Origin of the sequence: Clostridium yunnanense (genome assembly GCF_016595795.1) — a bacterium.
Taxonomy (GTDB): Bacteria; Bacillota; Clostridia; order Clostridiales; family Clostridiaceae; genus Clostridium_AR; species Clostridium_AR yunnanense.
Genome location: NZ_JAENHN010000002.1, coordinates 125,308 through 138,036 on the forward strand (window position 1 = coordinate 125,308; position 12,729 = coordinate 138,036).

At 28.8% G+C, this 12,729-nt stretch carries 18 protein-coding genes; 2 read left to right on the top strand and 16 right to left on the bottom strand.

The annotated features are described in order from the left end of the window. Nucleotides 1-39: 39 nt before the first annotated feature. From JHL18_RS00630 to JHL18_RS00690, 15 genes are all read right to left on the bottom strand, one after another. On the bottom strand, nucleotides 40-585 hold the full coding sequence (locus tag JHL18_RS00630; RefSeq protein WP_200265701.1) for a hypothetical protein: 546 nt from the start codon (nucleotides 583-585) through the stop codon (nucleotides 40-42). 83 nt (nucleotides 586-668) lie between these two features. After that, nucleotides 669-1,106 carry a hypothetical protein gene (locus tag JHL18_RS00635; RefSeq protein ID WP_200265702.1) on the bottom strand — a complete coding sequence of 146 codons (438 nt, stop codon included), beginning with the start codon at nucleotides 1,104-1,106 and terminating at the stop codon, nucleotides 669-671. A gap of 27 nt (nucleotides 1,107-1,133) precedes the next feature. Next, on the bottom strand, nucleotides 1,134-1,547 hold the full coding sequence (locus tag JHL18_RS00640) for a hypothetical protein (protein ID WP_200265703.1): 414 nt from the start codon (nucleotides 1,545-1,547) through the stop codon (nucleotides 1,134-1,136). An 82-nt stretch (nucleotides 1,548-1,629) separates the two neighbouring features. After that, nucleotides 1,630-1,989, bottom strand: coding sequence for a hypothetical protein (locus JHL18_RS00645; RefSeq protein ID WP_200265704.1), 360 nt, complete (start codon nucleotides 1,987-1,989; stop codon nucleotides 1,630-1,632). Between the two features lie 321 nt (nucleotides 1,990-2,310). Next, nucleotides 2,311-2,925 (bottom strand): GIY-YIG nuclease family protein, encoded by a 615-nt coding sequence (locus JHL18_RS00650; RefSeq protein WP_200265705.1) that lies wholly within the window; start codon nucleotides 2,923-2,925, stop codon nucleotides 2,311-2,313. Nucleotides 2,926-2,996: 71 nt separating this feature from the next. After that, nucleotides 2,997-3,218 carry a hypothetical protein gene (locus JHL18_RS00655; protein WP_200265706.1) on the bottom strand — a complete coding sequence of 74 codons (222 nt, stop codon included), beginning with the start codon at nucleotides 3,216-3,218 and terminating at the stop codon, nucleotides 2,997-2,999. Between the two features lie 303 nt (nucleotides 3,219-3,521). Continuing rightward, nucleotides 3,522-3,662: a hypothetical protein gene (locus JHL18_RS00660; RefSeq protein ID WP_200265707.1), complete on the bottom strand. Its 141-nt coding sequence runs from the start codon at nucleotides 3,660-3,662 to the stop codon at nucleotides 3,522-3,524. Between the two features lie 27 nt (nucleotides 3,663-3,689). Beyond that, complete coding sequence (locus JHL18_RS00665) at nucleotides 3,690-3,983, bottom strand: hypothetical protein (RefSeq protein WP_200265708.1); 294 nt, start codon at nucleotides 3,981-3,983, stop codon at nucleotides 3,690-3,692. 176 nt (nucleotides 3,984-4,159) lie between these two features. Beyond that, nucleotides 4,160-4,294 carry a hypothetical protein gene (locus tag JHL18_RS26145; RefSeq protein ID WP_274600914.1) on the bottom strand — a complete coding sequence of 45 codons (135 nt, stop codon included), beginning with the start codon at nucleotides 4,292-4,294 and terminating at the stop codon, nucleotides 4,160-4,162. A 55-nt stretch (nucleotides 4,295-4,349) separates the two neighbouring features. Continuing rightward, on the bottom strand, nucleotides 4,350-7,106 hold the full coding sequence (locus JHL18_RS00670; protein WP_200265709.1) for a hypothetical protein: 2,757 nt from the start codon (nucleotides 7,104-7,106) through the stop codon (nucleotides 4,350-4,352). A 319-nt stretch (nucleotides 7,107-7,425) separates the two neighbouring features. Further along, nucleotides 7,426-8,595, bottom strand: coding sequence for a hypothetical protein (locus JHL18_RS00675; protein WP_200265710.1), 1,170 nt, complete (start codon nucleotides 8,593-8,595; stop codon nucleotides 7,426-7,428). Between the two features lie 628 nt (nucleotides 8,596-9,223). Further along, entirely contained in the window at nucleotides 9,224-9,478 is a 255-nt protein-coding gene (locus JHL18_RS00680) for a hypothetical protein (RefSeq protein WP_200265711.1), read from the bottom strand. Between the two features lie 74 nt (nucleotides 9,479-9,552). Beyond that, entirely contained in the window at nucleotides 9,553-9,678 is a 126-nt protein-coding gene (locus JHL18_RS26150) for a hypothetical protein (protein ID WP_274600915.1), read from the bottom strand. Nucleotides 9,679-9,704: 26 nt separating this feature from the next. Then, nucleotides 9,705-10,688 carry a type II toxin-antitoxin system PemK/MazF family toxin gene (locus JHL18_RS00685; RefSeq protein WP_200265712.1) on the bottom strand — a complete coding sequence of 328 codons (984 nt, stop codon included), beginning with the start codon at nucleotides 10,686-10,688 and terminating at the stop codon, nucleotides 9,705-9,707. Between the two features lie 114 nt (nucleotides 10,689-10,802). After that, complete coding sequence (locus JHL18_RS00690; protein WP_200265713.1) at nucleotides 10,803-11,123, bottom strand: hypothetical protein; 321 nt, start codon at nucleotides 11,121-11,123, stop codon at nucleotides 10,803-10,805. Between the two features lie 159 nt (nucleotides 11,124-11,282). On the opposite strand from JHL18_RS00690, the gene JHL18_RS00695 reads away from it, so the two are divergent. Next, a complete protein-coding gene (locus tag JHL18_RS00695; RefSeq protein ID WP_200265714.1) occupies nucleotides 11,283-11,483 on the top strand; it encodes a helix-turn-helix domain-containing protein in 201 nt (66 codons plus the stop codon). A 43-nt stretch (nucleotides 11,484-11,526) separates the two neighbouring features. Here JHL18_RS00695 and JHL18_RS00700 read toward each other — a convergent pair whose 3' ends face one another. Next, nucleotides 11,527-11,745, bottom strand: a complete 219-nt coding sequence (locus tag JHL18_RS00700) for a hypothetical protein (RefSeq protein ID WP_200265715.1) — start codon at nucleotides 11,743-11,745, stop codon at nucleotides 11,527-11,529. Nucleotides 11,746-11,862: 117 nt separating this feature from the next. Here JHL18_RS00700 and JHL18_RS00705 point away from each other — a divergent pair, with 117 nt between their 5' ends. After that, nucleotides 11,863-12,429, top strand: coding sequence for a restriction endonuclease (locus JHL18_RS00705; RefSeq protein ID WP_200265716.1), 567 nt, complete (start codon nucleotides 11,863-11,865; stop codon nucleotides 12,427-12,429). The last annotated feature ends 300 nt before the right edge of the window (nucleotides 12,430-12,729 follow it).

The following is a 12,729-nucleotide window of genomic DNA, read 5'->3' on the forward strand; positions in this document are numbered from 1 at the left end:
TTTACACAATAAAAAAGGACACAGTTAAGTATCCTTTAATTAAAATTGTTTATTTATAATATTTATAACCCTGTTATGATAAGCCATATCTTCTTCTTCAGCATCAAATACTACTTTTCTATCTATTGTGAATTCATTTAGCCAAGTATAATCAACATTATCAGTCCATGTAACCAAAAATATTTTATGTACGGTTTTTCTTATAAGATCATTTATTATTTCTCTTCTAGTATTATCATTTTTTCTACAAATAGAGTCTACTGGATATAAAATTGAAATGTTGTATCTAGCTCCAGTTTCCCATGATGCTTTATTTATGCTATCGAAATACATATTTAAGTTACCACTTTTGTACAGTTTTTTTGTTTTTATATCCACATCATTATTGTCTATGAATTCATTTATATTGTCTATAGCGTTAGCTCTAAAAAGAACTTTTACACCCTTGTCTAAAAATGAATTTATTACTCTTAAAACTTCTCTATGCTTTTCATTTTGATGGGTACCACTAATAAACATGATTTTTTCATTTTCATTTCTTAAGAACAATTCAATTTGTTGTCTTAAATTTTCTCTATTATTCATACAATCACCTCTCATAAACATATTTCTACATTTGCAAGAGTTTTCCTTCACGTTTCATTCGACACAAATAAATTAAATGAAATCTATCCTATCAAACCTTCACTTTTCCTATACTTATACTCAGCTTCCACTGAAGCAAAAGTTCCATCTAGGCTATATGTAATCATCCAATCCATCATACTTTCTTTAAACTCTTCCATATCTTTATAAAAATCTTTGTCTGCATATAAATTATAAGCATTCTCCCAATAATCCATATCATTATCATACTTAGTTTTAATCTCGTCTATAGTCATGTCCCATGCGTTTCTATTAACAATAAAGCTATTCTCTAGTTCTTCTGCAAGCATATTTACAAAGAAATCAATTTTGTATCCTTCGATATCTCCTACAATCAATCTAACCTTACTAATCAAATCACCATAATCCAGTCTTTCAGACTGTCCACAAATTTTCTTTAATCTATCATGTGCTTCTTCGTGCTCTCTATCTATTCTATCCATCATTTTAATAAAACTCATTTTATAATTCCCACCTTTAATTTATTATTATTTTCTACAGTATCTCGGATTAACTTCCCTGAGAAACTCTTCTGTATTAATATTACTTTCTTTTATTGTTTGTTGAATAATATCCTTAATATCAGTTAAGCAAGTAGATTGCTTTTGTGCATCACTTTCATTTGCTTTAAACTCCATAACCATTTGTTTTAAGCAACTATAAATGTGATTAAATTCTATAATATCAACCAGCACACTACTGCCATTCTTTACTGCAGATATGTATTTCTTATAGCTTTTTAGTTCATCTTCACTATAATTCTCTAGCACAAACATTCTCCTACCTGTAGTTTCATCAACTTCTATATGTACTCTATTGAGATCACTATTACATCTGCATATAGCAAAACATAGTGAGCTTGTATTGATCGTTACAATATCCTTTTTATAATTAAATTGCATTCTCCTGCCCCCTCCTGTTTATTATTTTTGAGCATGAAAAAAGAGCCACTTAATAGTGACTCTACAATTTGCTTTATTAACACTAAATGTATCCTAGGATTTTTTCTTCTTTTCCCTTTATACTAACCTTTACTTCTAAACTATCAATAATAATTTCCCTATTAAAGTTCCATTGATAAAAACCTTTCATTTCCTCGCCAGAATATAACCAACCTTTATGGTCTACCCACTGTCCATATCCTAGTGAATTCACTTCATCTTCGTATTTATTGTCTTTTAACTTAAATTTAAATGATAAATTACTTATAGCATCGGAAGTACTGTTGTTTAATTCAAAAAACACTTTAAAATTATCTTTTGAATATTCTATGTTCTTTAGTTTAAATTCCACACCATCTTTTGATATTATTCCTTTTAACTCTTGATCAGATATCTTTTCCATTCCAAACACTCTCCTCCATATTTATTTACCTATATATTCCACAAAGGAACTTAAATTCCTTCCAATAATTACAAATTAGTGTTCAAATACATTGTCTACTCAAAGATTAGCATTCAAATACATTGTGATCCTGAAATTACATCTATATATAGTATACAAACATCACCGATACACTATATATTCTTTTAATCTCATTATTACAATGTACTTTAATCCCAAAATCCTGCTTACCATGTATTTGAGTGCTAAAAATTCTGCTACACTATGTATTTGAATCCTAAAATTAATTACACTATGTATTCTAGTACTAAATTTTATGTACTAAGCAGTTTCATTAAACCAATCTGGTCTTACTGGTCTTATATGACTCCACTTACCTTTACCTATTTGAGAAATGTAATTTCTCTTTATAACACCATTTATTAACTCTTCAATTTCTCTATTCTCGTATCCATTATCTTTAAGCCAAATAATATTGGCAATCAGTACTTCGTCATTTTTACAGTTAGGATTTTTACTACCTGCATTAGCTTTACGTCTCTTTTCAGTTGTCTCAGCCGATGGACTTGTACTATGCTTAGTGATTTTAGTTATTCTATTACAACAAGTATCTTTATACATATCAAAATAAAACTGTTCCAGAACCTCTAAAGCTTGTTGAACGGCTAGTCTTTCTTCATCAGCTCCATTCAAGTATGTACTATTGTTTTCAGAAAAATGAAGCACTTCAAAACTTAGTTCCCCTATGTTATACATCTTCTGTAATATGTCCTTATTAGTTCCTTCATATTTACCACGTTTAAGCATGTAAAGATGTGATTGTAGTCTATCATTTAACATTCCTGATCCAACATATAGCACTTTTCCATTGGCCACTAAAGCATAAACTCCTAGGCCATAGATATTTCCTTTTACTGACTTCAATAAATTTTTCATAATTTAATCCTTTCTTTTACATCTAGTTTTAAGATTACTAGCAACTTAATATTTTTTAATAAAAAAGAAGCTTATTTTCTAAGCTCCTCCTCGATTTCATCTAATTTTTCTAAAATGCCATCAGCAAATTCCAAATTTATCTTATTAAGGTCGTTCTCCAATTCTCCAAGCAACCTTTGCATATTACTTAACCCTTCTTTAATTTGCTCTTTCCTATCCTTTTCTTTTAAATAAATAACCGTAAAGAACATGACATTTAGTGTAATACTCATTGCTAACCATGAATAAATCATATGATCACCCTCCAATTTTTATTTAATTCGTATCGTTATCGTTGCATAACAATATCGTGCTTCTGCAATACCTCTATATCCCCTTAGAGAATAAAAAGCCCTGATATTTGTAAACTATCCCCGCCTACATTTATTAACATATTATTAATAATTTAATTATTGTATTTCTTTTTTCTATGTAATATAATAAAATTGATAAAATATAAAATAAATTTCTAAAAAGTATTTACATACCCAATAAGGTCTGATATAATAGAAGTATAGAGATATTTAAGCAAAAGAAAAAGGATACAATTGTACCCTTTACGCTGCTATCGAAAACCTATCTTTTATATGGTAAAACATCTTTATAAATTGTTTATTATGAGCAACCACATTCTTAGCTTCCGCATATCTTTTATACTGTTCTACCAATTCAAACTGAATCTTATCGACTCTATCCATATTATTCCTCATAATCCATGTATTAATCTATTTTACCTTTCGAGCTGAATACCCAGCCCAGCTTCTTATGATTCTGTTATAGTAATTTATGTAATCCTCATAAAATTGACCAATTAAACTCTTCATTAATGTGTCTATATCTTCAGCCATTGGAACATTTAAATCCCAAACCAACTCTTTGGTATCTCCATCTTTGCAAAGCACCAATATTTCTTCTCCTTGATCCTTCACTTCAAAAGTATAAGTTTCTTGAATAAAATCAAACCCGTAATACCTGTTCATTTTTTCCTGTAATTCTTTTAAATTTGTCTTATTAACCATAATATCCTCCACGCTTTTCGGATAAAGCATAACCATATAATTTTTATTTGACGCTTGGAATTTTCCAAACGTTTTTATTTTAAATTTTTATTTGACAAATCATATATTGCACTGTATTATATAATTGGGTTAATTATATTCAAGAATAATCAAAAATATTATATATAAGCAGTTACTTATTTATAGTTGCTAACTGCCAAACAACCAACTGTAAGTTCATATCTTACTGATTTATTACGAGATCTCTCTCTTTCCATTCTAGGAATTTGCAAATATGGTCTAACACTAGTAATCATGCCACTTATAGCCATTTTGAAAAATATATTTTTTCTCACTAGCAACCTTTAAACCTAGCATTCATGCCGTTTACGAGGCTTTTTCAGAATCCCCTTTTGATTTTTTATGACTCTTTTTGCTTGCACACTTTTTACATCTGATCTGATTATTACTTTCTTTTTTTACTCTAGTTCCGCAATCAACACACATTATGTGACCTTTATCTAAAGGTTTCCTAACATTAATATTGATATTGTTGATAATTTCTTGTCCGAAAACATTCCACAGAAACTTCATTTTTAAGGCATTTGTTTTATATGTGTATTTAATAATATGGTCTATAACTTTTAATAACTCTAAATTATTTTCATTAGACCATTGCTCAAATTCAGCTCTAGCATTACTATAGAAATCAGATTTAAAATCAGTTTTTTTCATATCTTCATCATCTTCTGAATCCATTGTGCGTGAATAATCATTGATTTCTTTTCTAGTTCTTTCTTCCAGTTCTAAGTATTTTTCTATAATATTTTTATCAACTTCAAAATTATTTTGATCGAACATTAATATCTTAACTTTAAATGCACCAAAACTCTTAGAATAATCAAATTTTTTATTTCCTATACTCTCTATTTCTCTACAAATTCTATCCATTGTACTATTACTAGCGGGTAAGCATTGTAATTCTTTCTTTTCTTTTGCATATTGAAAGAAATAAGGGTACTTTCCAATTGTAATAGATTCTTTAACATCACTAGGTAACTTTGGTATATCTAAAGTTTTAGCAGAATCAATTACATCATTGTTGTGAGCACATAGTTTTTGCATTAGATTGTACTCTTTCATAGGATTTTCTTTATTCCAAATTCTAGTCAGAACATTACTTACTTTGCCTATATTAGCTTTTTTATAGACAAATAATAGACTTTCAGATATATTGCTGTTAGTGATTTCTTTTGCTTCAGCTTTACTCATTTCAAAGTAAATTGGTCTAATTTTATGTTCTTCTATCATTTCTTTTGCTAAATCTATTATCCAATGCGAATCTTTACCTAACACTAATGCTTCATCACCATCAACATCGAACGCCAAAATCTTGCTTATAACATCCTTAGTGCTTGTATATATACCATTAGTAATAAACCATTTACACTCTTTGGTTGCCCTTATATTTGTCCTTACAGCATGTTCAAATGATAGACTCGGACTTCTTAACACATCTAATTCTTCACTTTTTTCAAATAAATTGCAGTATACTTCTCCATCTTTTAAGTAACCTTCAGGAACTTCTATTCCTCCGAACAGCCAGTCACAAAAAGCCGTAGGATCAGATAATATAAACATTCTTCTACTACCCTTAATTTTAATTCTACCGCTAGCTGCATCTTTTTTTGCTTTTGTAATAGTATTTTCTATTTGTTTTTTTACATAAGCACTCTTTAACATTTCAGGATACAATCTTAGAGCTTCTTGAAAGTAGTTTCTTTTTTTATTTGTTGCACCTAAGAATTCTAATTGGCTATTTCTATCTGTATGTACTCTATCAATTAACCTTTTAAAATCCTTAGTAAGTATGTCTATATGTTCGTCCTTCATATTAACAAGTTGCTGGAGCATTTGATAGTTAATACACATATCTTCAAATATATCTTCATCTTCCATACAAATATTAGCAGTACAATTATATGTCTTAAACTTGTTTTTATAATCCTCCCAAGAATTATAAAACTTCCACAACTTAAACTGACTCTTGGTAAATATAATTTGTATATCGTCTTTTATTACATCATATTCTTTTTCATATATATCCTTAACTATTGAGCTATATTTATGTTCTTCAATCCAAGAAACATAATCAAACGGGGTAACCAACCCCTTCAGCCAAGGTAATCTTATTTGCCTATTCTTACTGCATAAAGAAGGAAGCATTATACCTAATCCATCGAAGTGCGGAACAGGAACATTCATTTTTTTATCTTTAATAATATTCCATGTAGCAACTGGTTTAGTTCTATTTTTATTAGCTTTATCTTTGTATTCTTCAATATTTACTTTTCTATCAATATAATCTACATTAGCAGAAACCAATGTTTCAAAATCATCAACAACAATGCATTTATCTATGTCAAACCATTGCCAAACTTTAGAAGCACTATTATTAAGAGATAAATAAGCAAGAAACTTACTTATGTTCATTCCACCCTTTTCATTAATTTCTTCTATAGTAAGTCCACACATCAAAGTTAACATTACTTCAGATAAATCTTCATCAGCTTTTATCATCATAAATTTTTTATTTCTTGTTTGCCCTGCTCCTGCTGTAAAGAACTTATACTTTACATTAATTACAACATCATCATTAGTAGTTCGTATTGTGAGTCCATCTTTTATTATTTTATCTATAACTATATTATCCATATCTCCACATTTAACAGTTATTAATTTGTCAGTAAAAGAACCTAAATCAAGTTTAAGTGTTCTTACAAGGTTGTTATCTCCTATAGCAATTATATCTTTAGTTTTAATATCTTTACTCTTAACACTCCTGTTTAAATTTTTATTAACCACATATAGTTCATGGATTTTTTTCTTTACTTGTTTCAATTCTTTTTCTATTTGTATATATCTTTTGCTATTAGTAATTATCTTTTTAAATAATTCTCCACAATCTTCTGTCCAATTATCTACTTTTAATTCTTTCTTAACATAATTAGATAACCCTTTTCTAAAACTATACTTTCTTTGCTCTATACTGTTCCTTAAATTACCGTATCCTTTTTCCTCTTTAGTTCTAACCAAATTTAATCTAATACAATTCATTTTTACTTGTTTATTGCTATTCATCATAAATTCATCAATCCTCCAATTTTAATATTTAATATATCCCCTTGAGGGGAACGAACGCTTCAGCGTGAGATAGGGGTGACTATCACTGCATTATTAACTCATTCAACACTATGTGATTGTTTGGCGTCAGGGAGAAACCCACTCCCTAACACCATGTCTGAATTAGTTTTTGCTCCTTGAGGTCGCAAAAGCCTAATCCATCCAGTATGAACTTTCTATTTGACAATTATGTAAATTTAATTCAATATACGAAAAGTTGTACGTTAAAAAAGTAGTATGATAAGGTTGTTTATTATATAGGGATTTAATGTACAACTTTTTAAAATGGTATGGCATCATCGTTGCTACCAAAAATACACTTATCATACCCACCGTCGTGCATTTCTCTATAAAACTCACTTGAATCATATATGTATGTATACTTTTCAGTTTTTTCTACTTTCTCAAGAGCTTCATGTAATCTAAAATCTTTCTCCATTGTATCTACAACTATATCAACTATCCTCCCAACATCAACGACATACTTATCCGAGTATCTGTTCCACTCTGAATCATATTTGAATATTTCTTCTTTTTTTCTTTTGCCAATCAACCACTTTTTATTAATCTCTTCCTCTTTTTCTTTATGTAATTTCACGTATTTTACATGTGTCTTCTCAGCTGTATTAATGCAACTTTCTTTAAAATTACTATTTAGGTTTAATTCCGCAATTTCTTTATTCTCCTCATTTATATATAGCTGTTTCTCTTCTTCTATCATATTTCTAAATGTTTTTGTTGTTATGATTCTATAGCTAGTAAAATAGTAATCTATCCCTTTTGCTTTAAATAACAATTTATTTACAGTATTTTGAAATTCATTCCATTTGCCTTTTAGGAATACTTCCCGTTTACTTTCAAATCCTAATTCTTGCAACACTTCATGTTCAGTTTGTTTTATCAACTCTAGTTCATGATCTTTGGCTCTTCTATAAGAATTGTTTATACAAATTGTAGTTATGTGGTACCAATCAATTAAGCACTTACTCTTTAATCTACTAAGTCCACCTTCTAAAATATCAACTAATTTCTTGCTACTACTATTATAGAAATCAAAAAGCGTCTCGACTGGTATCTGCATGTATTGACTAAACTTATTAATATTATTTCTACCAACTCTATAATTGCTATTAACTAAACACAATGATGTCAACAAAGCATTTTTACTGAGTTCTATGTGTTTATATTCATCAGCATCACTTGCTACACACATGTGTAAAATAAGTTTATCTAAATCTTCTCCATATATGTTGTGTCTTTTATTCTCTTGTTTAGTAAGCGGACACTCAAGCACTTCATCTATAACAAATTTATTTCCTTGCTTATGATATGTACAAAATCTTTCCAAATCTTTCAATTGCGCTATTTTAGTATTTCCACTTGCTACTTGCCATTCCATCGCTACACATAATTCTTTGTAATTTTTATAAGTTTTTTTCTCTAAGTTCATATAAATTCTCAATCCTCCCTTTTGGTCATAAATTTTTGTTGAAATTGTTGACATGCACTGCACTTGTGTTATAATAAATACATAAATACTCTATATAATAGTATTGTTATATAGAGTTATTTTAAAAAACACTTATGCTTGATGTGTATAAAATAACTGCAATTGGTTATAATTTGAATATCAAGTTGTCAAAGAACCATAGAAAAACTTAAAAATTGTGCAAGAAAGAAAAGCCACTCATCTAAAAGTTAATTTTAGGTATGACAAATCGAGGGCTTGTTTAGGCTTTCTTCCCGCATATTTAATCGTATCACAGAATTCACTGTTAATCAATTCTCATATTGGTTTATTTTAGGTTGTATTTAACTAAATATTGGAATTACATTGGATTAGCTACGTATTTTAACGTATTGCTAGTCTTTTTTAGTTTTCTTGTATTTTTTACTACTTGTCTTTACTATAAATGGTAATTACTTTATAATATAGGTGTATCTAACATACACCTTACCAAAGGTGTGAGAGTGGTAAAATTATAATGCCACTCTTTTTATTTTGTGTTGGGTTATGTTTTTAGCAGTTCACATAAAATCCCTTTTTTATCTATACGACTACTTTTTGAGTATACTACTCAGATAATTTCTTTTAAAAATTCGTATCTTATCTTCATCAAATCCAATAAATCCTTTTTATCTTCTATATCCTCATTGCACCTGTTATATTCTTCTTCTGTTTTATAATGTTTATAGAATTCGTTGTAACTTTCACTTAGCTCTATATCTTCTGCAAGCTGTTCTATCTTAAATTCTAAGTTAATATATTCATCTATTAAATTAGCCTTATCTAAGCGTTTTGTAGCTTGTTTAAACTGTATTACTTTCCCCATAATATCTCTCCTATTTGTTTATTTTTTTGGTACAGGACTAGACATCAAGCCTAGTTTGTACCTATGTATTGGGGTTATCTTGTCATAAAAAATGCCCCTGTAGGTATAGGACCCCCACCTCCTTGGACTGTGATAATTGTACCAACCGCTAAGACAGTTAATAATGATAATATTAATATTTTTTTCTTTGAGTTCTTCATGTTGTCACCTCACTTCTCTTTAAATGCTAATTTATATTAAGCTTATCTCTAAGCCTTTTGACCTCACTTTTTAAATCTTTAATCACATATTCTTTATCTATTTCAGTAAACCATGTATTGCTCTTGTGATCTTCAATCATTTTAATAATCTTATTCATCATATTAAAATTTCTGTTGCAGAAAGTTATGTTAAATACACATACAAATCTTTCTTTAAGCATGTTATTAGCTTTATAATATTTACTTAATTGCTTGAATATATCAGCCGCTTCATCTTCTCTGTCAATCTCAGCGAAACAGTTGCCAAGGTACCACATTGACATAGCAAAATGATGCTTATCGTCTACGGAATTAATATATTTTAAGCTTTTTTCAATGTATTCAATACTTAAATCAATGTTTTTAACATCATAATTGCTTACAGCAAGAAAATAAAATGCTGTCCACATTAAATTGTTCTTTACAGTCCTTTCAAGAGAAGCTTTGTTCACTTTCCCTATAAGTTTATCTGTTAACTCTTCCATTACTTCGTATTCTTTAGCGAAATAACTTTCTCTAATTTTTGTTACTATGATATTTAATTTTTCTAGTTCGGCTTTCTCTTCTAGCTGCTTGTTAAATGTAGAAACCACGTTATCTAAGTTAAGTTTGCTTTCGGAGTTAACAAGAATAGTTTTCCTAATCATATTGTCTATTTTTTTGTTAGTTTCAGGATCATCTACTTTGCCAAGCCTTTGTAAAAGCTGATCTCGATGAATTGTAGTTGTTTGTTCAAATAATGCTTTACTATTTAAATCCAAACCATAGCCTTCTAACTTTAAGTGGCTTCGTAAAAATCTTTCTGTGTTAGAAGTAATGGGTACTATTTGTATTAAATCTTGTTTAGATAAAGTTTTAAAATCGTTTAAAATAAGGATAGGATGTATATCTTTAAGAAGCATCCCATTAGCATTTTCATTATCTTTTAAATCTGCTAACCATATTTCGCGAGGAAATACATTCTTCTTCATAATTGTTGCCCCCAATTTTTATTTATTGCTTACTGCATTTCAATTTAACATTTTATCTTTCGTTTTTTAATATTTAATCTTATTAGGTAAACTACCTATATAATTTAATTTCTTCTACCATTCGTTATTGATTGAAATGTAATTATCTCCACCTAATACTAATCTAAAACTAAACTGATCTCCACTTTCATTCCAATCAACAATTTCAGTTACATACTTCAAATCTACCACATAATCTCCAAATTCTTCTTCTTCGGTACTATTTACAGAGAACATATTTGTTGCACTTCCAAAATCCATAAATGGGTATTTTATCATTTGATTGTGACTTTGTCCAAAAATACAGCTTTCTATGAAAACTTCTTCTGCTTTGTTAACGAACCTCAACATCCTTGCCACCATTTGCATTTTTGGGTTTGCTTGTTTTTTACTCATTTCAATTATCTCTCCCTTTTTTGTTTTTATTTACCTTATACATTTATTATATTCTCCACTATATATATTGTCAAGCATATATATTTTAGGATTTATATATTTTTATATTTATATATATGCTGTATAATAATATTAGTAATCTCGGAGGTAATTTAAACCATGCTGAAATTTCAAATTGAAAAACTATTAAGTGAAAGAGATAAAAGTTTATATTGGCTAGCTAAGGAAACAGGAATTACTTACCCAACTCTTCACAAAATACAAAATAATCAAACGGTTAGTGTTAGTTTAGAAGTGTTAGGTAAGTTATGCATAGCATTGAATGTTGATTTAAACACTCTATTAAAAGAAGAAGACTAGGCAAAGCGCCTAGTCTTCTCTATTCTATAAACTATTTTTTATACTAAGTTCTCGGAGTTGTATCATCAATTTCTACATATATATCAATCTCATTTTCTATTACTTTCAAGACATTATAAAGATACTTGCAGTATAAATATTCTTTTTCTTGTGTTATTTGTATTTGTGTACCCTCTGTCAACATGGCTGGTATTAATTCAGCATTTTCGGTTTCAATTAAGACCTTATTGTCATCTCTAAAATCTATTATCCTTATCTTCATCACTTTACATCCTCCTATAAACAAAATTGGTAATAATCATATGTTATCGTTATTGGTAATATTTGTAAAATATATTAATACAATTTATATATACCTCTTATTTTGCAGGAGCATAAAATGATCAAATTTATATTTTTAATTGTATTATTTATTCTACTACTTATTATTTATTTCATTATCACCAATAATGATACATCTTATATAACACCTAGAAATCTTTATGATAGCGACTTAACAACTATAAAAAATGCTGTATACCATATGCATCCACGTGATTTTGAGTTTTTTACCGCCAAACTATTATCGCTAACTGGCAATTATAGCTACGAAGTAACATCATATACTAATGATGGCGGAAAAGACGTAATCTTAAAAAAGAGAGGCGAAGTAGTTTATTTGGAGTGTAAACATCTTAAAGACGAAACAAAGGTTGGCAGACCCCATGCCCAAAAACTTTGTGGTGCAATGGTTGCAGACAATATATCCAAAGGAATTATAGTAACTCTTAAAGGCGCAAATAAAAACTGCTTGGATTATTGCACAAAACTTAAAAAGAGTAAAATTGCAACAATATCTATAGATGTAATCAACTTAGATGACTTGATCAACGAATGTTTAAAGTTACATGCACATACAGTATATGATCTGGCTGGAATATCAGATAAGTATATCAATATAAAATAACCCCAAAAACAAGACAAGCTATTATTTTCTATGAACTACTTTTAGATAGTATTTATATCGCTATCACAAAAAGGGGACTTTTACATTACCACTACTACATTTAGGAGAAAATCTCATTACTTTTATCATCATTTTATACAGTATCGTTCATTATCACAGGATTATACAACTTATAAGAACTAAATTTTACCCTTTTTTGTGATGACAACTCCCCATTTTGTAGTAATGACTCCCCTTTCTGTGATGGCTATTCCTCTTTTTGTAGTAGCGAAGTTCTATAGTATACTTTTTGATAGTCTC